This window comes from Vibrio sp. Hal054, from assembly GCF_037162405.1.
GTDB classification, from domain to species: domain Bacteria; phylum Pseudomonadota; class Gammaproteobacteria; order Enterobacterales; family Vibrionaceae; genus Vibrio; species Vibrio diazotrophicus.
This window is the reverse complement of record NZ_JARLUT010000001.1, coordinates 1,676,726-1,698,780: the sequence shown is the minus strand read 5'-3', so window position 1 is coordinate 1,698,780 and position 22,055 is coordinate 1,676,726. Positions and strand designations below refer to the sequence as shown.

The 22,055-nt window shown below is 41.0% G+C and carries 21 protein-coding genes; 10 read left to right on the top strand and 11 right to left on the bottom strand.

Annotated elements, in window-relative coordinates:
* Window positions 1–22: 22 nt before the first annotated feature.
* Window positions 23–487 (top strand): hypothetical protein, encoded by a 465-nt coding sequence (locus P4S58_RS07885; RefSeq protein ID WP_042487566.1) that lies wholly within the window; start codon window positions 23–25, stop codon window positions 485–487.
* 96 nt (window positions 488–583) lie between these two features.
* Here the strand turns inward: P4S58_RS07885 and P4S58_RS07880 are convergent, their stop codons facing one another.
* Entirely contained in the window at window positions 584–1,759 is a 1,176-nt protein-coding gene (locus P4S58_RS07880) for a sugar efflux transporter (RefSeq protein ID WP_337163487.1), read from the bottom strand.
* A gap of 132 nt (window positions 1,760–1,891) precedes the next feature.
* Window positions 1,892–2,290: an NUDIX hydrolase gene (locus P4S58_RS07875; RefSeq protein ID WP_102968226.1), complete on the bottom strand. Its 399-nt coding sequence runs from the start codon at window positions 2,288–2,290 to the stop codon at window positions 1,892–1,894.
* 416 nt (window positions 2,291–2,706) lie between these two features.
* Between P4S58_RS07875 and P4S58_RS07870 the strand changes: the two genes are divergently transcribed.
* Both P4S58_RS07870 and P4S58_RS07865 read left to right on the top strand, forming a co-directional pair.
* On the top strand, window positions 2,707–3,816 hold the full coding sequence (locus P4S58_RS07870) for a response regulator (protein WP_337163486.1): 1,110 nt from the start codon (window positions 2,707–2,709) through the stop codon (window positions 3,814–3,816).
* Between the two features lie 6 nt (window positions 3,817–3,822).
* Window positions 3,823–6,270: a sensor histidine kinase gene (locus P4S58_RS07865; protein WP_337163484.1), complete on the top strand. Its 2,448-nt coding sequence runs from the start codon at window positions 3,823–3,825 to the stop codon at window positions 6,268–6,270.
* 92 nt (window positions 6,271–6,362) lie between these two features.
* On the opposite strand, the gene P4S58_RS07860 is transcribed toward P4S58_RS07865, so the two are convergent.
* From P4S58_RS07860 to P4S58_RS07850, 3 genes are all read right to left on the bottom strand, one after another.
* Window positions 6,363–6,704 carry a DMT family transporter gene (locus tag P4S58_RS07860; protein ID WP_337163482.1) on the bottom strand — a complete coding sequence of 114 codons (342 nt, stop codon included), beginning with the start codon at window positions 6,702–6,704 and terminating at the stop codon, window positions 6,363–6,365.
* A 138-nt stretch (window positions 6,705–6,842) separates the two neighbouring features.
* Window positions 6,843–7,046 (bottom strand): (Na+)-NQR maturation NqrM, encoded by a 204-nt coding sequence (nqrM, locus tag P4S58_RS07855; protein ID WP_042487548.1) that lies wholly within the window; start codon window positions 7,044–7,046, stop codon window positions 6,843–6,845.
* A gap of 15 nt (window positions 7,047–7,061) precedes the next feature.
* Window positions 7,062–7,538 (bottom strand): NifB/NifX family molybdenum-iron cluster-binding protein, encoded by a 477-nt coding sequence (locus tag P4S58_RS07850; RefSeq protein ID WP_052404618.1) that lies wholly within the window; start codon window positions 7,536–7,538, stop codon window positions 7,062–7,064.
* 531 nt (window positions 7,539–8,069) lie between these two features.
* On the opposite strand from P4S58_RS07850, the gene mglB reads away from it, so the two are divergent.
* The 5 genes from mglB (at window position 8,070) to P4S58_RS07825 (ending at window position 14,340) form a co-directional block, all read left to right on the top strand.
* Window positions 8,070–9,044, top strand: coding sequence for a galactose/glucose ABC transporter substrate-binding protein MglB (mglB, locus tag P4S58_RS07845; protein WP_042487545.1), 975 nt, complete (start codon window positions 8,070–8,072; stop codon window positions 9,042–9,044).
* Between the two features lie 126 nt (window positions 9,045–9,170).
* Window positions 9,171–10,679: a galactose/methyl galactoside ABC transporter ATP-binding protein MglA gene (mglA, locus tag P4S58_RS07840; protein ID WP_042487542.1), complete on the top strand. Its 1,509-nt coding sequence runs from the start codon at window positions 9,171–9,173 to the stop codon at window positions 10,677–10,679.
* A gap of 10 nt (window positions 10,680–10,689) precedes the next feature.
* The gene (gene mglC, locus P4S58_RS07835; RefSeq protein WP_042487540.1) at window positions 10,690–11,697 is read left to right on the top strand and encodes a galactose/methyl galactoside ABC transporter permease MglC; all 1,008 of its coding nucleotides are present in this window, start codon (window positions 10,690–10,692) and stop codon (window positions 11,695–11,697) included.
* Between the two features lie 373 nt (window positions 11,698–12,070).
* Entirely contained in the window at window positions 12,071–13,639 is a 1,569-nt protein-coding gene (locus tag P4S58_RS07830; protein WP_337163478.1) for an ATP-binding cassette domain-containing protein, read from the top strand.
* A gap of 194 nt (window positions 13,640–13,833) precedes the next feature.
* Complete coding sequence (locus P4S58_RS07825; protein WP_102965893.1) at window positions 13,834–14,340, top strand: DUF6653 family protein; 507 nt, start codon at window positions 13,834–13,836, stop codon at window positions 14,338–14,340.
* A gap of 118 nt (window positions 14,341–14,458) precedes the next feature.
* On the opposite strand, the gene P4S58_RS07820 is transcribed toward P4S58_RS07825, so the two are convergent.
* Complete coding sequence (locus P4S58_RS07820) at window positions 14,459–15,280, bottom strand: transporter substrate-binding domain-containing protein (protein WP_337163475.1); 822 nt, start codon at window positions 15,278–15,280, stop codon at window positions 14,459–14,461.
* Window positions 15,281–15,612: 332 nt separating this feature from the next.
* On the opposite strand from P4S58_RS07820, the gene P4S58_RS07815 reads away from it, so the two are divergent.
* Together P4S58_RS07815 and P4S58_RS07810 are read left to right on the top strand one after the other, a co-directional pair.
* Window positions 15,613–16,452 carry an AraC family transcriptional regulator gene (locus tag P4S58_RS07815; protein WP_337163473.1) on the top strand — a complete coding sequence of 280 codons (840 nt, stop codon included), beginning with the start codon at window positions 15,613–15,615 and terminating at the stop codon, window positions 16,450–16,452.
* 49 nt (window positions 16,453–16,501) lie between these two features.
* Complete coding sequence (locus P4S58_RS07810) at window positions 16,502–17,143, top strand: LysE family translocator (RefSeq protein WP_042487529.1); 642 nt, start codon at window positions 16,502–16,504, stop codon at window positions 17,141–17,143.
* Window positions 17,144–17,218: 75 nt separating this feature from the next.
* Here the strand turns inward: P4S58_RS07810 and P4S58_RS07805 are convergent, their stop codons facing one another.
* The 5 genes from P4S58_RS07805 to P4S58_RS07785 all read right to left on the bottom strand — a co-directional run bounded on the left by P4S58_RS07805 (window position 17,219) and on the right by P4S58_RS07785 (window position 21,991).
* Window positions 17,219–17,656: a DUF3859 domain-containing protein gene (locus P4S58_RS07805; RefSeq protein WP_337163471.1), complete on the bottom strand. Its 438-nt coding sequence runs from the start codon at window positions 17,654–17,656 to the stop codon at window positions 17,219–17,221.
* Window positions 17,657–17,789: 133 nt separating this feature from the next.
* Window positions 17,790–19,430: a phosphoethanolamine transferase gene (locus tag P4S58_RS07800; protein WP_337163470.1), complete on the bottom strand. Its 1,641-nt coding sequence runs from the start codon at window positions 19,428–19,430 to the stop codon at window positions 17,790–17,792.
* 4 nt (window positions 19,431–19,434) lie between these two features.
* Complete coding sequence (locus P4S58_RS07795) at window positions 19,435–19,791, bottom strand: diacylglycerol kinase (RefSeq protein WP_102942526.1); 357 nt, start codon at window positions 19,789–19,791, stop codon at window positions 19,435–19,437.
* 166 nt (window positions 19,792–19,957) lie between these two features.
* Entirely contained in the window at window positions 19,958–21,484 is a 1,527-nt protein-coding gene (locus P4S58_RS07790) for a tripartite tricarboxylate transporter permease (RefSeq protein ID WP_042487517.1), read from the bottom strand.
* A gap of 9 nt (window positions 21,485–21,493) precedes the next feature.
* On the bottom strand, window positions 21,494–21,991 hold the full coding sequence (locus P4S58_RS07785; protein ID WP_042487513.1) for a tripartite tricarboxylate transporter TctB family protein: 498 nt from the start codon (window positions 21,989–21,991) through the stop codon (window positions 21,494–21,496).
* Window positions 21,992–22,055: the final 64 nt, after the last annotated feature.

Genomic DNA, 22,055 nt, shown 5'->3' with positions numbered 1-22,055 from the left:
AATTAGAAATGGAGGAATCAACTTGTATATATGGAATATTAACCAGTTAAAACAGGATATTAAACGTAACCAACTAACGGAAACAGATCGCTTTATCTATCTGTTCATATACTTGCTTTTTATGACCATCACTATAGAAATCTTGAGCTTCGCTCCTGACAGATACGAATTTAATGAGTGGTATCTGACGAGTTTTATAGCGAATTTAATCATACTCTTCATTGGTACTTACGCAACGTACCATGTTAATGGTGGCAATAACGGTTTTGATTTTCTAGGAAAATATTTCAGCTTAGGTTTTGTCGTTACAGTTCGTTTTATAGTGTTTTTGATACCGATAGCGTTTGTTAATTCGTTGGTGTTTTCCACCCATCTAGAGTCAGGAAAAACTTTTTCTACTGAAGGTTTGGAAACGATGTTGTATATCATCTGGAATGCACTTTTATACTGGTATCTGTATAAACAGTTCAAAGACATACAAAATTAAATTACGGAAATCTCTTGTAGAAATACAAGTCATTGGGTTCAGGTGAGCACAAAAACGTCACCGCCTTTTCATGTGCTCATCACGCCAATTTTATTGTTAGGCACACTGCACCTTGCGTTGTTGATTTGCAATATAGGCGTCAAACAGTATCAAACCAACAAACGAACAAGTGATAGCGCCTAAGCACAGAAGCAACGGAGCTTTAAACCCAAAATACTGTGAAATAATACCCATGGTGCTTGTTCCGATCATAGTGCCAACCAGCATTGCATTAGTATAAAACGCCGAAGCTTTACCTACGGCAGTTGGTGCAAAATCTTGCATGATGGTAATGCCTAAACCAACAAAGATGCCAAAAAAGAGCCCATTCAAAATCTGCAAAGCCAAGAAGATGTTTATTGACGTATTGAAATACATACCAAGGTAAAAAACGGCACCGGCCACAAATCCAAACCGTATCACTTGGCTTTTCCCAAAGCGCTGCGCCCAGCCAACAGCTAATAGCATCGCAGGTATTTCGACCGCCGCTGTTATTCCCAATAAGATGCCAGGGAAAGATTTTGATAAACCGAGTTCATGAGTCATAAAGAGAGGCATTGCATTGATGTAAGTGCTGTTAGCAATGTTAGCGATAAGTATGACAACCCCAAGAAACCAGACAGCTGAAGGCAGCTTGATTTTAGGCTTGTTTTTAACTTTGTCTGATTCCATGACAGGCATTTGGAACAAGAATGCAATCCAAATAATCACAAAACCGGCTATAGCGGCTGAAATATAGAAATTGTTATCGAAACCAAATTGGTCGACTGATAAAAAAGCTAAAGGTGGGCCAAATATCCAAAGAAAAGAAACGGCAGAGCGCATTTGAGAATTGAGTTTGGCGCTGTTTTTTCCGGTTGAATCTGCATAGCGTCTTATCACGGTCAAGATAAGAGGAATAGAGCTTGAAGCCACGGGCATTAAGAGGCAGCCAATAACGATAGCATGCCAAAACTCTGTTGCGAGAGAAAACATTATGGCCGCAGAAAAAATACCAGCAAGTGATAGCAATAAGAGAAACTTGCTTGGTACGCCTTTATCAATCAACCCTGTTAGTTTCTGGCTGACAATAATCGTCATCAATGCAGTTAGGGATGTATAGAGGCCAATAAGCGCTGGTTCCGTATGAAGTTCACTAACAAGGAACAAGCTCATGATGGGCATAATAAAAGAAAAAGCGAGTGCGGTCAGTCCATTGATAGCGAACAAAACCGGAGTTTGGCTTTTAAACAACGTTTATCTCCTTTTGAGTGAGATTAGTGATATGCACCATTTAACACTCCGATAAGTGGCTGGTTTATGAGCTTGCGAGCAAATCTCTCATAAGTATTATGCTGTTAATGTATGCGAAATTTCGATTGAAGTTCAATCAACTAAGAACTGATTTACACGACTAATTTCTGCAAGTGCGATTTGGTCAGCTTCAGTTGCTACAGGTGCGTTGTCAATTTCAAACCAATCAACAGCGTCCGCTTCTAATGGAACAATTACACCTTCCCATTCGGTGATAACGTAATAGTGCAAAAGCTGTAGTTCAATCGTTGGATGATAGAGTGAACAGAGATATTTCGCATTTCTTGGTGTCACATTGAGTTCTTCTTTTAGTTCTCGTAATAATGCTTGCTGTTGGGTCTCACCAGCTTCTAAATGACCGCCGGGTATTGCGATCATACCGGGATCGGTTTCTTTTAATTTTGAGCGATGCTCTAATAAAACTTGTTTATCTTTCAATAAGATAAATGACACACATTCAAATACTTCCATTTTTATTTCCATGTAATAATCCTTCGGATAGTTGGAAAGCATAGCATGATCATCATGTGTCGATGAGAGGGTTATAAAAAAAATAGTGTTTATTGTTATCTGGTGAAAAAAATTATTAGGATCTTAAAACATAAAAACTTATTTGATCGAAAGAATGAACTAAATAAAAGAGCTGTTTCTATATAATTGATTTAATTATCGAAAGAGTAATCGCTCTAAAATAAGTTATTTGTTTTTATGGAAATAAAATAAGTAGATTTCTGTCACAGCCTTTCTATATGATAAACGCTATATGTCATGTATAAGCAGTTTCTAAATTTAGTTAGCTTATTGTTTATATTGATTATTAAAATAAAAATAAATTCATCTCGTCGAACGGCAATATTCTTATAATCAATAACTTAAGGACATTAGAGATGTACCATTCTTTTTCGTACACTCCGACATTGCTTGTCATAGACGATATCCCCGAAAATCTCAGCTTAATGTATAAGCTGTTAAAAGATGATTACAAAGTTAAAGGCGCCAATAGTGGCGACAAAGGTTTATCGATCGCCGCTAACGATAAACCAGACTTAATTTTGCTTGATGTCATGATGCCTGATATGGATGGCTTTGAAGTATGTTCGTACTTAAAAGAGAATCCTTCAACCAAAGATATTCCCGTTATATTTATCACTGCAAAGAACGAAAGTATTGATGAAAGAAAAGGGCTTGAGTTAGGTGCTGTAGACTACATCACGAAGCCTATCGTGCCTGAAATCGTCAAGGCACGGGTTAGAACTCATTTATCTTTAAAAATGGCCTCAGATCTCCTTAAGGGGGAAAATGAGTCATTAGAAAAAGAGGTTCAAAAGAGAACTCAAGAAAGTATTAAGCAAATTGAAGATTTACATGTCATTCAGGATATCGCGTTTAACGCGATGATCTCGCTTGCTGAGACTCGTGACAACGAAACGGGCAATCACATTCGTCGCACACAATTATATATTAAACTCCTAGCTGAACGTCTACGTTTAGACCCTAAGTATGCCAATCAATTGGACGACAACACTATCAACTTACTCTTTAAATCCGCACCCTTACACGATATAGGAAAAATAGGCATTCCAGACCATATATTGATGAAGAAAGGAAAGTTAACAGAAGAAGAGTTTGAGATCATGAAAACTCATACCACTATTGGGTTTGAAGCGATCAATAAGGCTGAAGAGAACAATGGTAAAGTGATGAGTTTTCTTCGTGTTGCTAAGGAAATTGCACATTCTCACCATGAAAAATGGGATGGTAGCGGTTATCCGGAAGGATTGTCGGGCGAAGATATACCACTTTCGGCACGACTGATGGCTATTGTTGATGTTTATGATGCATTGATCAGTAAGCGTATTTATAAACCGGCCTTTAGTCATGATGAAGCCATCAAAATGATCAGCAGTGAAAGTGCCGCTCATTTTGATCCAACCATCGTTGAAGCATTTATGGATATTCAAGAGGATATCCATTCAATCGCAATACGTTACGTGTGATTTGCTATGAATAAAGAAAACCAAATAAGTGTACAAGCCTGGGTATGGCGCTCCATGGTCAAAACCGGAATCATTCCATTGATTCTGGTCGAACTTCTGTTAGTTACCATTTATCTGATCAGTAATCATTTCATTAGTTCAGACAACATGAACTACATTCGCTCACAGGTTAATAATGAACTGTATATCACTTCCTCTATCGAAAGTGATGTAGTGCGAGAACGTATAAATTCAGTATCTCGACTTGCAGAAATATACAGAAATGAAACTCAACGAGTTCTCAAGGAATCACTGCATCCTGATGATGTGGATATGTCAAATTTGGCATTCAGTGATAACGGTGTTTTACACAGCAAAGATGATAAAGGTGGTTCGGCCTCCTTTTATTCAGCCTTCACAGAAAATAATGAGAAGGATTTGGATAAAATATTTAAGCTCGCCAAATTAGACTCTTTAATGAAAGAGATTAAAAATAGCGATCCATTTATTGCTGCCGTCTATTTCAATAGTTGGGATTCTTATAATCATATCTACCCTTGGTTCCAAACCTTGGATCAATATCCAGCGGATATGAATATCCCAGAATACAATTTCTATTATTTGGCTATGGATAAATACAATCCAGAAAGAGAAGTGGTTTGGACCGAAGTTTATATCGACCCTGCAGGGCAGGGCTGGATGACTTCAGCGATTGCACCAGTGTATAACGGTGACAAGTTGGAAGGCGTCATTGGTATAGATATTACTGTAGATACTATTGTAAAAAACATACAAAACTTGATTGTTCCTTGGAATGGCTATGCCATTCTTGCAAACAGCGAAGGAACTATCATGGCGCTGCCTCCAAAAGGAGAGCAGGACTTTAATATTAAGGAACTGAAACAACATAACTATGAAAGCGCGGTCACGCATGAGATGTTCAAGCCTGAAGACTTTAACCTGTTCAAAAGGCCAGACACAAAATCATTGCAGCCTCAATTTGATGGTCAGAGTCAGGGACTGACTAAGCTAGTGCTTAACAATGAAAACAAGCTGGTCTCTTGGGTGACCATTCCGGAAACAAACTGGAAATTGCTGTTCGTTGTTGATGAAAATGAAATGTATCGTGAATCGATGGCGTTGAAAGAAAAATACCAAGGCATCGGTTACATCATGATTATGGGTTTGATCGGTTTCTATATTCTCTTCTTAGCTTTTACTTGGATGGTATCAAAGCGGATGAGCGAATCAATTGCCGCTCCTCTATCTCAAATCAGAAATATGTTTAACAAGATGAGTTCGGGCAACTTCGATGTTTCTCATGAACAATTTAACCTCAAAGAGTTAAATGACACTGCCAATGCAACCATAATAATGGGCGGTCGATTAGGTAAATTAACGAATGAGCTGAAAACCGCAAAGATAGAGGCTGAAGAAGCGAATATTGCTAAGAGTCAGTTTATTTCTAATATCAGTCATGAAATCAGAACGCCGATGAATTCGATCTTGGCCTTGTCAGATATGTTACTGGCGAGCAATGTTAATCGTGATCAACAAGACTCTCTGACTAGGATTAAAAAATCTGGTGAGCATTTACTCTTAGTGATTAATGATGTTTTAGATTTATCAAAGATTGAATCTGGGCACCTAAATATTGAAAAAATCCCTTTCAGTATTTACTCGATTGCACAAGATGTGTATGAGCTGTTTGAAGCAAAAGTCACCACCAAAGGTCTGGGTTTCCACTTTGATGTAGAAGAAAAGATTCCAACTTTGATCGGCGATCCGTTGCGCATCAAGCAAGTTTTACTCAATTTTATCAGCAACTCCGTTAAGTTTACGGCTCAGGGTGACATCAATATCCACATTTATGTTACTGCGACTCTAGTCGGTAAGAAGAAAGTCCGTATCGAAGTAAAAGATACAGGGATCGGTTTAACGAACGAAGAACAACAAAAAATCTTCGAAAGCTTTCAACAGGCTGATGCTTCCACCACTCGAAAATACGGTGGTACCGGCTTAGGCCTGACAATCTCTAGAAGTATCGCTCAATTGATGGACGGTGAGATCGGCGTTGATAGTATAACAGGAGAAGGGAGTACATTTTGGTTCGAAGTTACCTTAGATACGAGTTTTGATATCAATCCTGAGCAACATAACAATTCAATGCGTCTAAGTAATCTTGACTACAAATCTAAGCTTCAAGAGTCAGATGCTGAAATATTGGAAGAAGTCGATTTAGAAATGCTAATTGAAAAACTTAACTGTCTGAATCAACTGTTAAATGATAACAATCTTGCTGCTGAAGATTACTTCCTACAGCAAAAAGCTTACTTCGACAAAGTTGTGCCAAATTGCAGTAACCAGCTGGCAGCGTTCATTTCTAGTTGCGACTATACCAGTGCACTTGTCGCTACGGACAGAATTGAAAAATCTCTAAAAGAGAAAGGGTTATTAAACAACGATTGTTGTTAACTTCCATCGAGGTTTTAGCAAGGCAGTGACTGGATTTACCGGCGCTGCCTTTTATTCTCTGCCGTTTTTATTTTCTGTTACTTTTACAATAGTTAATGGTTTACCGATGTTGAATACACATTAATTATGACTGTTCCCATCAGAATAAAACTTATACCAACGATGGCGTAAATATCGAGTTTTTGCCCATAGACAAGCCAAGATATACTGGCAACCAGAACAATCCCTATTCCACACCAAATAGCGTAAGCGATGCCTAGAGACATGGTATTAACCGTCACCGATAAAAAGTAGAAGGCGAGTGCATAGGTAATCAGCACGCCCGCAGTGACAGAGAGGGAGGTAAACTGATGAGTTCTAGGCAGATAGGATGTCGCGATGACTTCTAACAAAATAGCGATCATTAATGTCGCTAGAGGTGGCAGAGCAAGCATGAGTGTTCCGATAACATTAAAAGGTTGGTTACGCGAATAATATGCCCACAATATTGCGTTTTTTTTAATTCAGAACAGTAAGTGAAGCAAATACTTAGATTTAGTATCGACTAGAAAAGCTTGTGTGCAATAAGGCCGTTAACGCTTTGGTGTTGGCTCTTTAATCGTATAAAGCTTAGTTTTGTGCTCTTCACATGTCGTTTCACAGTTGCACACCTTATCAACTCCCACATTTGACAGGCCACCACAGCTACCTTGTATTGGTTTTCGTTTTGCCATAACACCCAGTGTCATGAGTAAAACAAAAAGAATAAACGCACCGAATGTGATTAGGTAAATCATGTTGGCCAGCTCCTATTAAAGATGAATTTTATGAATGCTGCGCAGATTTCTTAGAGTCTTAGCATCAAGGCGGCTTTCTTTAGGTTCCCATTTAAAGGAAGAACCAGTTTGCTTACCCTTACAACAAGTATGGACCTTATTGCGTTTATTGACGGAAGGTTTTGCATAACTTAAGTCCTCTACGGGTACTAGCTGAGAAAAATCCAACGCATGAATATCAGCGCCTCTGTTAAGGCGGAATACTTTTATTCCCTGATCAAATAAAGTTGAAAGCATCGCTTCACCGATGTTTTTAATAATCACAGCGCCAACATTATGAGCAGTGAATAGAGAAAGCATCTGAGTCTTCTTACCACAGGTTTTTGCCTTTATCGTAGGCGTCAAATCAATGGTTTGTTCGTGCTTTGTAACATCATCTACAAGCAAGAACTGAGGTGCTTTCGAATAGTGATTAAACAGCTTGTCGTTACAGATAGGGATAGCGTATTTCATAAAATTGTCCTCACGAGTAAATGACCTTCCCCGTTAAATGAAGATTTTACAGAGTTGTTAAATCTTCACATGATTTGACATGTAAAACAGGGGATACAGAGGATAGTGAACTCATAAATAGCATATGCCAATTATTTTAAGTGCAATTTAAGTATTCAAATTTTGTTCATTTACAGGTATAACAAGGATCTCTGCGTCATCGTCTTCAAAAATCTTTCATCTTATGTGGATGATTTATATGTGATTAAATGCATTCATATATGAATCAAATGCTATCGAAATGTGATCTGTATTGCCCCTAAAACGCGAAATAAGTCTCGCTGTTACACTATGTTACGTACGAGGTCTGTTTTTGCATGTGGCCTCAAACAATTTAAACAAACCGTTACAATTGTTAATTGGCGCTAACAAAATCCTATCTGGCTCACACAATTCATCCTGTTAATCAATATACTTCAATGCGTAAACGTTTTCATTGGAATGGTAAACGTTTCCCTACACGTATATTAATAAGATAAATAGGACACTTACATGAGAAAGCTAACTGCACTTGCTATGTTAACTGCTGGTATGGGTTTCGCTACGCAAACTCTAGCTGACACCACTTTGGGTTTCACAATCTACAAATACGATGACAACTTCATGTCTGTAGTACGCCAAGCTATCGAAAAAGAAGCTGCTGGCGACAAAGACGTTCGTCTTCTAATGAACGACTCTCAAAACAGCCAATCAATGCAAAACGACCAAGTTGACGTTATGTTGGCTCGTGGCGTTCAAGCGCTTGCTATCAACCTTGTAGACCCAGCTGCAGCACCTTCTATTATTAGCAAAGCGAAAATTGATGATGTACCAATTGTTTTCTACAACAAAGAACCAAGTGCAGCAGCACTAGCAAGCTACGATAAAGCTTACTATGTAGGTACTGACTCTAAAGAATCTGGCGTTATCCAAGGCGATCTAATTGCACAACACTGGAAAGCAAACTCATCTTGGGACAAAAACGGTGATGGCGTACTTCAATACGTAATGCTAAAAGGTGAACCTGGCCACCCAGATGCAGAAGCTCGTACTACTTATTCTGTTAAGCAAATCAACGAGAACGGTATCAAAACTGAAGAGCTTCACATGGATACTGGTATGTGGGATACCGCAATGGCTAAAGATAAAATGGATGCATGGTTATCTGGCCCTAACGGTAGCAAAATTGAAGTTGTTATCGCAAACAACGACGGCATGGCAATGGGTGCAATCGAAGCACTACGTGGCGCTGGCCAAAAAATCCCAGTATTCGGTGTTGACGCTCTAGCTGAAGCTCTAGCTCTAGTTAAGTCTGGCGAAATGGCTGGTACTGTACTAAACGATGCAACTTCTCAAGCGAAAGCAACATTCGAACTAGCTCGTAACCTAGCTGAAGGTAAATCAGCAACTGAAGGCACTCAGTGGGAAATGCAAGACAAAATTGTTCGCGTTCCTTACGTAGGTGTTGATAAATCAACTCTTGAGTAACAGACGTTATAATTAGGGGGCGCCCAGCCCCTATATTTACCCGTTAATATCTTAATTAGTACTTATTCATTGATAATTATTAATTGATATTTATTGGTTTCAAATTAAAAACAATTAAGTGATGCCATGGTAGATCAAACACATGAATTCCTGTTAGAGATGACAGGGGTGAGTAAATCATTTCCAGGTGTAAAGGCATTAGATAAAGTTAATTTAAAAGTTCGACCGCACTCAATTCACGCATTAATGGGTGAAAATGGAGCGGGTAAATCGACGCTATTAAAATGTCTATTTGGAATTTACGAAAAAGATGAAGGCGATATTATTTTCTTAGGAAAACATATTAACTTCTCCTCTTCTAAAGAAGCATTAGAATCTGGCGTGTCCATGGTTCACCAAGAATTAAACCAGGTTAAACAATGTTCAGTAATGGATAATATCTGGCTTGGTCGCTATCCAAGAAAAGGTTTATTTGTTGATCACGATAAAATGTATCGAGATACAAAAGCCATTTTCGAAGAGTTAGATATTAATATTGATCCTAGAGTTAAAGTAGCGACTTTATCTGTGTCTCAAATGCAGATGTTGGAAATTGCGAAAGCATTCTCTTACGACGCAAAAATAGTGATCATGGACGAGCCAACTTCTTCTCTAACAGAAAAAGAAGTTAATCACTTATTTACCATTATCAATAAGCTGAAGGATAAAGGCTGTGGTGTGGTATATATCTCTCACAAAATGGAAGAGATATTCTCTATCTGTGATGAAATTACTATTCTACGTGATGGTCAATGGGTTGATACTCGCCCATTGAAAGGCCTAGATATGGATAAGATCATCGCGATGATGGTAGGCCGAGAACTCACAAACCGTTTCCCTGAGAAGACTAACGTTCCTAAAGAAGTCATCTTAGAAGTTAATAACCTGACAGCGTTGAACCAGCCTTCAATTCAAGACGTCTCGTTTGAACTTAGAGCGGGCGAAATTCTAGGTATAGCAGGTCTTGTTGGTTCACGTCGTACAGATATCGTTGAAACGATTTTTGGTATTCGTGAAAGAAGTGAAGGGCACATTGTTCTTCATGGGCGTGAAATGAAAAACCGTGATGCACATGAAGCAATTCGCAATGGTTTTGCATTGGTAACTGAAGAACGTCGTTCAACAGGTATTTACGGTAACCTCGATATTACTTTTAACTCATTGGTTGCAAACGTTGATGAGTATAAAACGAAATCTGGTTTATTAAGTAATAAAAAGATGAAGAGTGATACTCAGTGGGTAATTGATTCGATGAGTGTTAAAACACCAACGCATCAAACTCATATAGGCTCACTATCAGGTGGTAACCAACAAAAAGTTATTATTGGACGCTGGTTATTAACTCAGCCGGAAATATTAATGTTGGATGAACCAACTCGTGGTATCGACGTGGGTGCTAAATTTGAAATTTACCAACTAATGTTGGAGCTCGCGAAGAAAAATAAAGGAATCATTATGATTTCTTCTGAAATGCCAGAGTTATTAGGTACTACCGATCGAATTTTAGTAATGAGTAACGGCCGCGCAGCGGGCATCGTGAATACTAAAGAAACCACTCAGACTGAAATATTAGAGCTAGCCTCTCGTTACCTCTAGGGAAACTATTATGGATGCTGTTAAGTCATTTGCATTAAAGCACTTAAAAGAAGGTGCAATTTACGCGGTTCTGTTTATTTTATTAGCGGTTATCGTTATTCAAGAACCATCATTTTTAAGTTTACGAAATTTAAGTAACATTCTAACTCAGTCTTCCGTGCGCGTAATTATTGCGCTTGGTGTTGCGGGTCTTATCGTTACACAAGGTACCGACTTATCTGCTGGTCGCCAGGTGGGTTTAGCGGCGGTTATATCAGCAACCTTGCTACAGTCGATTGAAAACGTGAACAAAGTGTTCCCAAGTATTGGTGACGTGCCAATCGTAGCGGTTATCCTTTGTGTATGTTTTATCGGCGCAATCATTGGTCTAGTGAACGGTGTGATCGTTGCTTACTTGAAAGTAACACCTTTCATCGCAACACTGGGTACTATGATCATCGTTTATGGTATTAACTCTCTTTACTACGACGCAGTAGGTGCATCACCAATCGCGGGCTTTGACGAACGCTTTACAGTGTTCACCCAAGGCTTTATTCGGTTAGGTGGATTCCGATTCTCGTACATAACCTTCTATGCCATCATCGCTGTAATATTCATGTGGATACTATGGAACAAGACAGTATTTGGTAAAAACATCTTCGCAGTTGGTGGTAACCCAGAAGCTGCAAAAGTATCAGGTGTAAACGTACCGATGACTCTACTAAAAGTGTACGCACTTTCAGGTGTCTTCTATGCCTTCGGTGGTATGTTAGAAGCGGGTCGTATCGGTAGTGCAACCAATAACTTAGGTTTCTTGTACGAACTTGATGCAATCGCAGCCTGTGTGGTCGGTGGTGTGTCATTTGCAGGTGGTGTTGGTAGTATTGCTGGTGTAGTAACGGGTGTTCTCATCTTCACCGTTATCAACTACGGTATGACTTACATCGGTGTTAGCCCTTACTGGCAGTACATCATCAAAGGTTCAATCATCGTATTCGCGGTAGCATTGGACTCAATGAAGTACGCAAACAAGAAATAAGATTAATTTTCTATTCGTACTTAGCGCTGCCTCGGCAGCGCTTTTTTTATCTCAAGAAAGGTAACCCAGTTCAACAATACTAAAAGACTTGAGTTAAGGTGATGAGTAACGCTCTTGACTCATCTTGCTTCAATGCACTAATCTACGACCATCATTTCTTCAGGAGATTACGCCAATATGAATAACTAAACCTGTTATCCATTTTTCATTTTATTTTTTGGATTCACAGGGTTAGTAGGCGTAGCTCACTTTCCGATATTTTATTGCGACCATGTTTTAGGGAAATACCTAGCCTGAATCTGTGTGTTTGCAACGATCTCATCTCTAGATATTTATGCTACGGCCCTTGTCCCTGTTATACAGGAGGCAATTTATGCCAGTTTTACAAGCAAACAATTTAAGCTTTCAATTTGATAACGGAGAGGTGTTGTTTCAGCAAGTCTCATGCTCCATGACTAAGCAACGTGTTGGGTTGGTCGGACGCAATGGTATTGGAAAATCGATATTCGCATCGCTGTTGTGCGGAGAGAAACAGCCCTCTAGTGGCAGCGTATCAGCACCTAAATCATACGCGGTTTATCATCAGCAACCCTCGCATCTATTGTCGGGTGACTTAACGATTGCCCAGTTTTTAGGTAAAGACGACGTACTGAAAGCATTAAAGCAGGTTCAATCTGGGGATTGTTCTGAACACTTGTTCGACGCTATCGGGGAACAATGGGACATTTCAGCGCGTCTCAGTCAGAAACTCAAGGATTTGAGTTTACCACCAGAGCCAGAATTTCCTTGTGCGCAACTCAGTGGCGGGCAGTTAGCCCGATTACAACTTTGGCAACTGTTGGAAAGTGACGCTGAGTTGTTAATTCTTGATGAACCATCCAACCACCTTGATAGCTATGCAAAGCAGTGGTTAATTGACTCAATGCGCGTTTTCGACGGTGCTATTTTACTTATCAGCCATGACCGCGAGTTACTCCGGGAAATGGAAGAAATTTGGGAGCTGTCAGGGTTAGGTTTGCAGGTGTTCGGTGGCAATTACGATAATTACTCTGAACAGAAGCGAATCGAGCTGCAAGCTGTAGAGAGACAACTCGCGAGTATTGATAAGCAGAAAAAGAAACTAGAAGAACAAGCACAGCGAAATCGGGAAAAGGCGGAACAAAGAGCAGCACAAGGCAACAGGCTACGGAAGGAGGGCAGTCAGCCTAAAATTTTACTTGATGGTAAGAAAGACAAAGCAACGGCGAGCGCAGCAAATCGCAATAAAAATGAGCAGCAGCGTCAAACTTATCTGCAAGAGAAAGAACAGACGTTAAAAGCCAGACAGGAGCTAATGAAAGAGCAAAAGCTTTATCTGGCTGACAGCCAAAGCCGCTTGCGAAAGGTAGTGTCAGTGCTTGAAGGTGTATTGCCTTTTGGTTGCTCTCAGCCCATCACGCTGCAAATCTACGCTGATAACAAAATCCACCTTACTGGCAGAAATGGTTGTGGTAAATCTACCTTTTTGAAAACGCTATTAGGTCAGTTCTCATTTAGCCAAGGGGATCTGCAATTAAATACGCCCTTATATTATCTTGATCAGCACTTCGGAACGATTCAGCCTTATCTGTCGATGCTGGAGAACTTGACCGAGCACTGTCACGGTATGAAAGAACATGATGCCCGAACCTTACTCGCCGGGATTGGATTCCGTCGTGACAGTGTATTTCGTTTAGGGAATACACTTAGTGGTGGTGAAAAGATGAAGTTGGCTATGTTGATTGTTAGCCATCAACAGGAGCAGCCTTTGTTGTTACTTGATGAACCCGACAACCACCTCGATCTCGATTCGAAAATTATGCTAGCCAAGGCTTTATCGAATTACCGAGGAGGTTTTATTCTCGTTAGCCATGATTATGACTTTGCCATTGAGTCAGGTGTGAATCGGCAAGTGAGTTTGTAAGCCTTACACATCATAGGGTAGACACTGTGGAGCAGCGTGGTGTTGCTCCATTTTCAGATTGTAAACTAGCTACAGCTAGTTATTCAGTTCTGCCCCTCTCATAGTTGTGTCACATAATCAGTGTGTCAAAGAGCCTATACTGTCGATTTCGTTCCCTTTTGCGATAACAACAGACATATAACAGAGGAATTGTTGTGGATGTAATCAAAAGATTAGAGAAGATGATGACAATGGATGAATCGAGTTGGCATCGACATTCAAATCCATGGAGTGTTTATAGCCGGTTTTCGGTTTTGCCTATCATCTCTCTCGCATTTTGGTCACGGGAATGGATAGGGGGTTATTCAGTAATTGCGATTCTACTTTCTTTCTTATGGGTGTGGGTTAACCCAAGACTATTTGGCGTTCCCGAGAAAACGAACAACTGGGCTTCAATGGCTACGTTTGGCGAGCGCATCTATTTGAAAAGAAAGGTTGAGCCGATACCTCAGCACCATATCAAACCAATTTTAATCCTGCAGTCGTTAACGTCTTTAGGGATACCTGTATTTATCTACGGCTTGTGGAGTTTAGATCTAAGCTTTGTGTTAGCAGGAAACCTTTGGATAATGGTCTTCAAAGCTTGGTTTGTTGACCGTATGGTTTGGTTATACCTTGATATGAAAGAGACCAATCCTGAATACTCTAGCTGGCTTAAGTAGGTGCAGAGAATACCTTTTCAGATATTCCAGGCTTATTAGTTTTCGTGTTTGTAAACTGAGAATTCCTGCAATCAACTAGCCAGAACTGCTCGGTAGTTGATTGCAGATCAATTTATGTTTACTGAACGTTGTTAACCCACTTATCAGATTTGAACCATTTGTCATGGATACGCTGATAGGTGCCGTCACCTTTAATTTGACGCAGATAATTGTTCAGGAAGTTTAAGAAATCTGGATCTCCCTGACGTATCGCCCAGCCTAGCGGTTCAAAAGTGAAGCTTTCATCTAGGTGTACAACAGTATCTTTGTGTTGTGCTTCATACATAGCGTTGTAAGGAAAGTCATATACGAAAGCGTCTGCCTGACCATTTGCAATTTGCAGTGCCGCATCAGCAGAGGTTTCGTAAAGGTCGATTTTTGCGTTGTATAAGTACTTTTTAGCAGCTTCAGCACCTGTAGTACCCATTTGGGTAGCCACTGTATATTGACCATCGTTTAGTTCACGGAACGAGTGAACTTTGCCAGCCAGCTTAGGTGAAATTAGTATCGTCTGGCCAACTTCAATGTATGGATCAGCGAAGTTGACACTTAAATTACGCTCGGGCGTGATAGTCATACCGCCGATAAAATCGCATTTTCCGGTCTTTAGAGCTGGAATAATGCCATCCCAAGCTGTATTTACCGGAACAAATTTAACGTTGATAGCGCGTGCCATCTGTTTGGCTAAATCGATATCAAATCCAACATAATTTCCATTTTTATCCGTCATTTCGAACGGGATATAACCCGACTCAAAACAGAACTTAAGCTCACCGGAACTTAGAATTCCATTCAGTGCTGATTCAGCAGCGTTTGCATTTACTGGGGACAAAAGAGTGAAAAGCGCAACTGAAGAGGCGAATACACCTCGAACTTGTTGTTTAAAAGGTTTTAACTTCATTTTATACATCCAAATATTTCTTATTTTTCTATTGTTGTGTTTGGTCTGAGAACGTCAGACGGTGAAGCCCTTGAATGATGAAGAATTTACACGAATAATCAATACATTATTCTTTATAAGATATTCTAATTTTATTCCTCTCTTAGATTACATTTGGAAAGTATTCTTAACGGTTAAAAAACGCACGTTTTGGGAGTGGGTTATACAACTAGCATCAGGCAGTAACTGAAAGTACTCGAATAATCCTTTGGCTATTGTTAGCCCGATTATTGCGCTTAACGGTTCAGTGCAATACGATATCCAACAAGTTTGAGTGTATGGAGTGGAGTGCTGTGGCAGAAACGGTTCGTGATGTAAACCAGCGTTTTTGGAAAAATAAGGATATTCCTTATTTGACGTTCCGCACTACTTGCAACAGTACACAGAGTTATAAAGCTCACAGCCATCGTGAGCTATCCATTGGCATCATTGAGTCGGGAGAGACCCGACTGTCACTCCCTAATGGAAATATTGTCCTCAAAAAGGGGGACATTATTCTGATAGAACCTAACATTGTTCATGCCTGTAATCCGGTAGGGAATAAGCCTCGCAGCTACCATATGTTATATCTGGATGATGAATGGTGCCGTAAGGTGTTGTCGAAGATCTACGGGTACGAGGTCACAAGATATTATTGTGAGCAAAAACTGCACACTGCAATCGAAGGCGATGCCAACTTATCCGGTTTAATTTTCAAATTGTTGGATCAGCCATCTCAGAGTGTGGTGACTGAAGTTGAGAGTCGCTTATTGAATTTGGTGAGCCGTTACTGTATGCCACAAACGCACAACGACGATGAAAATGAGTTGGTAGGACAGTTACGCGAGCGACTGCTTCAGGATATTGCTTGTGCGCCGTCGCTGGATCTTGTTTCTCAGGAACTGGGTCGACCAAAAGAAACATTGATTAGACTATTCAAAAAGCAGCTTGGTATCACGCCCAAGTCATTTTTGAACAACAGTCGCATCGAAAAAGCGAAGATCTTACTTAAGTCAGGGATGAACATTGTTGATGTGGCAGCAGAAGTCGGTTTCTCAGACCAAAGTCAGTTGCATCGCACATTCGTTAACTATACCGCCTCAACACCACGTCAATATCAGCAAGTAACGTCAATTTTCGACAATAATTGTTAAGTTGGAAAACCTATAGTCTGACGACAGTTTTGGCTATAGGTAAATATTCATGTCACTTTCAACTCTTTTCCCCGTTGCTTTTCCTGCATTGGCGCTGGCTCACTTTGTTGCGCTTTTAAGCCCAGGACAGGACTTTTTCTTAATTGTTGGTCACTCAATTCGTCATAGATTGCAAGGTAGTCGATTTATCTGCCTTGGCGTCGCGCTAGGAAACGCTCTTTACATCGCATTAGCCATACTGGGCTGGACCAACATTCGGGACAATCAGCTCGTTTTTTCTTTTGTGGAAATTTTGGGGGCTATCTATCTTTTGTGGATAGGGCAACGGTTACTGAGAAGTCAAAAAACAGAGACATTAGTCGAGGCTGAACACGAACAGGAGAAAGCTCCATCGGCTATTAATCAGCTGTTCCTTGGTTTGAATTCAGCATTGCTCAACCCAAAGAATGCTTTGTTTTACATGAGCTTAATGACCGTTATTCTGGGAAGTGAAGTCACCTTGATTCAGCAAGTCTCTTGCGGAGTATGGATGTTTTTTGCGGTTTTACTCTGGGATCTATTTATCGCATCTGCGATTGGGCGTCCACGCATTCAGATGCAACTCAAAGCGGTGATACACATTATAGAAAGAGTGGCTGGATTGGTGCTGATCTTCTTTGGAATAACGTTATTTACGGGTTACTTATCCTAACTGTTCTACCAAAAACGTAGTTTTGATGTAGCAGTACTTAACCACTTTGCAAATGGTGTGTATCTGAAAGCGAGGTTAAAATCCTCGCTTTTTCCAGAACTGTCCTTCATCGCGTGCAACAACTTTAAATGACTTCTCGGCAATGGTTTTACCTTCCATTTCTAACGTCATGCGCCATTCGCCGAAGTTGCTCTCTAGTCCGTTAATCGGGCAGAGCACTTGAATCGTGTCGCCAAGATAGAAGTTCCAATCATTACTGCGAACATATACTTCACCATCAAATGGTGCCAGAACTTGTCCTTTCTTGTTGATGATGCCGGGATGATGGATACAAAACTGAAGAAGCTGACCTTTGGCTTTTTTAATATTGACGATAAAACCAAATTCAATGTCTTCCTCTGCGGTAATCACCTGAGTGAACTCTTTAATCTTCGGCAGTTCTTTGGCTTTGGCATCCCAATGGGAATAGATACCATAAGAAGTCATTTCTATCACAGGTGTATGTTTTGCCACTGGCTTATGCTCGTTATTTGAATGTGTGGCGATTCTACTTAAATACCGGATTGTGTTCAAACGACGTCACCAGTAATAAGAAGCGCCCGTTGAAGGGCGCAAACATAGCGCAGTAATAAACATCATTTATCAATCAAGAACGACAGCTAGCGAATAAATCCATATCAGGGTTGTAGGCGCTAGTGCTCACGTCCATGATGCCAAGCAACGAATGGAACACGTTATCTTGTGAGTACTGATGGCTTGTTGCGTTTTTCTTCAAACAATCTGTTTTTAGATGCTTCTCTTGTTTAAAGCCATCAGACAGCCAAACAATAAGCGGCACATGGGTTTGGTTATTCGGTGCTAGGCCGTAAGGCATACCATGTAAGAACATACCGTTTTCACCCAAGGACTCACCATGGTCAGAGATATAAACCAAAGCGGTGTTGTATTTGTCTTGTAATGCCTTCAACTTATCGATGGTTTGCGCTACTACGTAATCGGTATAAGCGATGGTGTTGTCGTACGTATTGACGATCTGATCAACACTACAGTTTTCGATATCGCTACGAGGGCAATCCGGTTGAAATGCTCCCATCTCTTTTGGATAGCGTTGGAAGTAAGTGGGACCATGGCTACCAATAAGATGCATCACCATCATGCGGTTGCCTTTTAACTCGTCCACTTTCTGGTCGAAGTTTTCCAGCATTGCCATGTCATAGCAGGTTTCGCCGTTACACATATCATCAACGCGCTTGCGGTTAACTTCGGTTTTCTTAATACGTTTAGCCACTTGTTTGTCGCCACCATCGTTTTCTTGCCAAGCGACGTCTACGCCTGCGTGGCTAAGAATGTCCAGAACGTTGTCTTGGTTGTCAGCTACATCACGACTGAAGCTGCCTTTGTCCATCGCCGAGAACATACAAGGTACAGAAACCGCTGTTGCAGTACCACATGAGCTTACATCCTTAAAAGAAATTACGTTTAAATCACGAGTGTAAGGGTTAGTTGGGCGATCATAACCATTTAGCTCATAGTTGTATGAACGAGCGGTTTCACCCAACAAGAAGACAAACAGTGTCGGCTTGGACTCCGCAGCAGCCAGTGCTTTAGGCGATTGTTTTGCATCTAAACCAAGCTCTTTGTAGACGATGGGTGTAGAGAAGTATTTCTGTTGAACAAACTTAGTTGTGCTGTAAACGAACTGAGTTGGAATAATCAGTTTTTTCAAGTAACTGTTATTGCGACCAACAGAGGCATAGTCTTGATAGTACATTATGGCAATCACACCGATGACCACCAAAGAGGCCATCATGGAGCCGAGCTTTCTCAAGGTGAAGTTTAGCCATGAGCGTGGCTTGCTTATTTTGGTAAACGCTAGCAAAGTTGCTGGCAGGAAGCCAAGTAGCGCAACCCAAACGAGAGAATAAAGACTTAAGTAAGAGCCGGCTTCGCTGGTATCGGTTTCAACAATATTGTTAATCATCTCTGTATCAAACAGCGTACCGTAGTTATAGCTCGCGTAGCTTACAAAGCTAGAGACAATGATTAACGTGATGAAGAAAGGCTTAGTAATGTATGGCCAACTAAACAAGTTGAACAAAAAGTTCAACGCGGCAGCGAAGAAAAATGGCAAAGAGATGATGAAGCCAATTTTTACGCTATCTAGCTTACCGAAAATGCCAACCAGCGAAGAATATACCGGCAGGTTCATTACTAATGCGAAAAAGACGGCAAGTACTAAGGTGATACCGGCATAAGAAAGTGAGATGTTTGGTTTAGTCAGTTTCATCGTGTTACACCAAAATAATTAGCCAAGTAAAAGCAGCAAATGCCAAAGCAACAAACACCGCAGCCGAGCCAATATCTTTGGCACGTCCGCTGAGTTCGTGTTTTTCACTACCAATGCGGTCAACCACAGCTTCTATCGCTGAGTTGAGGAGTTCTGCAAGTAAAACCAGTGTTAAAGAACCCACCATAGCGATGCGTTCTAGATTAGTGACAGGGAGAAAAAACAGACTGATGGTGAGCAGTGCGGAAGCTACTAATTCCTGACGGAAAGCGGCTTCGTTGATCCATGCAGCTTGAAGACCTTTCAATGAATAGCCTGTTGCGAAAATAATGCGTTGAATACCTGTTCTACCTGGCTTCACGGTTTGTACCTCTGAGAGTATTTGTACCTATAGCGCAGATACTACGAGTACAAGCGTGAAATTTATGTCGACAAAAAATTCGAAAACTCATCCTTAAGTTTATTTTCTCCAGACACAAAAAAGCCTAGTGAGAACACTAGGCTTGAAGAGATAAATACAATAAAGGTTATGAAACTTTGGCCGTTTGTGGACGACGGAATCGCTGCGCAATTGCCACCACGATTGGGCTAGTGAGCACTATTACTGAAATAACAGTAAATGCCAGTGTAATCGGACGTTCCCACAAGAAGCTGATTTCACCATCTGAGATCATTAACGCGCGGCGTAAGTTCTCTTCCATCAAACCACCTAAGATAAACCCAAGTAGTAGGGGAGCCAACGGGAAGTTAGCAAGACGTAAAGCAATAGCACCCATAGCGATTAGAATCATAATGAACACGTCCATCGTGTTAAATGAAACTAAGTAAACCCCTGTGATTGAGAAGAACAAAATCATAGGCAGAAGCACGGTTCTTGGTACCGCCAGTAACTTCGAAATATAAGGGATCAGCGGCAAGTTCAAAACAAGTAGAACAATATTGCCGACATACATTGAGATGATCACTGACCAGAACACATCCGGATGCTCAACAAACAGTCTTGGACCTGGTTGAATGCCGTAAGCGATCAACGCGCCAAGCATAATCGCTGTGGTGCCTGAACCTGGGATACCCAGTGTAAGTAGCGGAACAAACGAACCGCTTGAAGCCGCGTTATTTGCCGATTCTGGAGCAACCAGACCGCGTAATGAACCTTTACCAAACTCTTCACGTTTGTTCTTAGGTGCAAGGTTACGCTCCATACCGTAGCTTAGAAAGGCTGCAATGGTTGCACCCGCACCCGGTAAAACACCGGTAAAGAAGCCGAGGAGTGATGAACGCAGTGCCACAGGCGCAGCTTCACGCACTTCTTCTTTAGTGACTTTCATACTGCCGATGTTGCTTAGCTTATTGCTCTCTTCATTTCGTGTATCCAGCTCGGGCTTTAAAATGCCCATTAAGGTTTCACCCAGCGCGAACGTAGCCATTGCCAACAGTAGGAAGCTAAAACCATCCATTAAATCGGTTAAACCAAAGGTAAAACGTTCAACACCAATGCCTTTGTCGATACCCACAGTTGATAGCATCAAACCAAGAATGGTCATCATCCATGCTTTAAGGACTTGCCCTTTACCGGCAAATGCAGCCACGGCAGAAAGCCCCATCATCATTAGTGCAAAGTAATCAGAAGACTGGAAGCTGAGCGATACTTTTGCCAACGCAGGAGCCGCAACCAGCAACATGATGGCTGATAAGGTACCGCCAGTGAACGAAGCATAAGCCGCCAGAGCAAGCGCTTTACCTGCTTGTCCTTTTTGCGCCATTGGGTAGCCATCAAAAGCGGTAACCACAGTTGCAGAACAACCCGGCGCGTTGATCAAAATCGACGATGTTGAACCACCGAAAATCGCACCGTAGTAGACACCCGCCATTAAAATCAGGCCTGAAGAAGGGTCTAAACCATAGGTAATAGGGATCATCAACGCTATAGCTGAAATTGGTCCTAAACCCGGCAACATACCAATGAAAGTACCGACAAAGCATCCGACGATAACCATCAATAAATTAAATGGCATTACGGCGGTAGAGAGTCCTTGTAAAATTCCGTCTAACATAATCCGTTCCTACCAAATAGTGAAAATAAGACCGGGCTCTAGATAAACATCCAGCCCTTTGGTTAATAACAAATAGAAAGCGACAACAAACGGGAAGGATGCGCCAAACAGCACAGACTTACGACGTTCGCCCAGTAAGTAGAAACCGGCTAAAAGGAACAAACCCGTTGCCAGCACAAAGCCTAAGTAGGTTAAGCCAACGCCATAAAGCGTCATTAGCACTAGAAAGCCAATCAGAAGTTTCCAGTTGAAATCCAATACCGCACCGCTTTTCTTATCAGGTTGGCCCGCTATCAGCAGAAGAAGCGATAATCCAACACCGATATAGGTCAGGATTGTTGGTAGGGTTCTGGCGTTGAAGGGTTCATATTCATCGCCGGGAAACATAGGGATCTGAGAGGTTTGATACCCATAACAAAGGCACAGCACCAGAAAAACCATAGCGCCCACTCGATCGCGGCACAATAAGTTCTCTTTGCTGAATAAATTCGTTGGCGACTCCGACATATCCAACTCCATGTTTTACGTAGTAGTTAATCTAGGAAAAAAGAACCGTAATTGAGCAAGGTAA

Excerpts from the sequence above, each read along its gene's own strand:
- P4S58_RS07875 (WP_102968226.1), bottom strand. The coding sequence starts at position 2,290 with ATGGAAGTATTTGAATGTGTGTCATTTATCTTATTGAAAGATAAACAA.
- P4S58_RS07870 (WP_337163486.1), top strand. The coding sequence starts at position 2,707 with ATGTACCATTCTTTTTCGTACACTCCGACATTGCTTGTCATAGACGAT.
- P4S58_RS07865 (WP_337163484.1), top strand. The coding sequence starts at position 3,823 with ATGAATAAAGAAAACCAAATAAGTGTACAAGCCTGGGTATGGCGCTCC.
- P4S58_RS07860 (WP_337163482.1), bottom strand. The coding sequence starts at position 6,704 with ATGCTTGCTCTGCCACCTCTAGCGACATTAATGATCGCTATTTTGTTA.
- nqrM (WP_042487548.1), bottom strand. The coding sequence starts at position 7,046 with ATGATTTACCTAATCACATTCGGTGCGTTTATTCTTTTTGTTTTACTC.
- P4S58_RS07850 (WP_052404618.1), bottom strand. The coding sequence starts at position 7,538 with ATGAAATACGCTATCCCTATCTGTAACGACAAGCTGTTTAATCACTAT.
- mglB (WP_042487545.1), top strand. The coding sequence starts at position 8,070 with ATGAGAAAGCTAACTGCACTTGCTATGTTAACTGCTGGTATGGGTTTC.
- mglA (WP_042487542.1), top strand. The coding sequence starts at position 9,171 with ATGGTAGATCAAACACATGAATTCCTGTTAGAGATGACAGGGGTGAGT.
- mglC (WP_042487540.1), top strand. The coding sequence starts at position 10,690 with ATGGATGCTGTTAAGTCATTTGCATTAAAGCACTTAAAAGAAGGTGCA.
- P4S58_RS07830 (WP_337163478.1), top strand. The coding sequence starts at position 12,071 with ATGCCAGTTTTACAAGCAAACAATTTAAGCTTTCAATTTGATAACGGA.
- P4S58_RS07820 (WP_337163475.1), bottom strand. The coding sequence starts at position 15,280 with ATGAAGTTAAAACCTTTTAAACAACAAGTTCGAGGTGTATTCGCCTCT.
- P4S58_RS07810 (WP_042487529.1), top strand. The coding sequence starts at position 16,502 with ATGTCACTTTCAACTCTTTTCCCCGTTGCTTTTCCTGCATTGGCGCTG.
- P4S58_RS07800 (WP_337163470.1), bottom strand. The coding sequence starts at position 19,430 with ATGAAACTGACTAAACCAAACATCTCACTTTCTTATGCCGGTATCACC.
- P4S58_RS07790 (WP_042487517.1), bottom strand. The coding sequence starts at position 21,484 with ATGTTAGACGGAATTTTACAAGGACTCTCTACCGCCGTAATGCCATTT.
- P4S58_RS07785 (WP_042487513.1), bottom strand. The coding sequence starts at position 21,991 with ATGTCGGAGTCGCCAACGAATTTATTCAGCAAAGAGAACTTATTGTGC.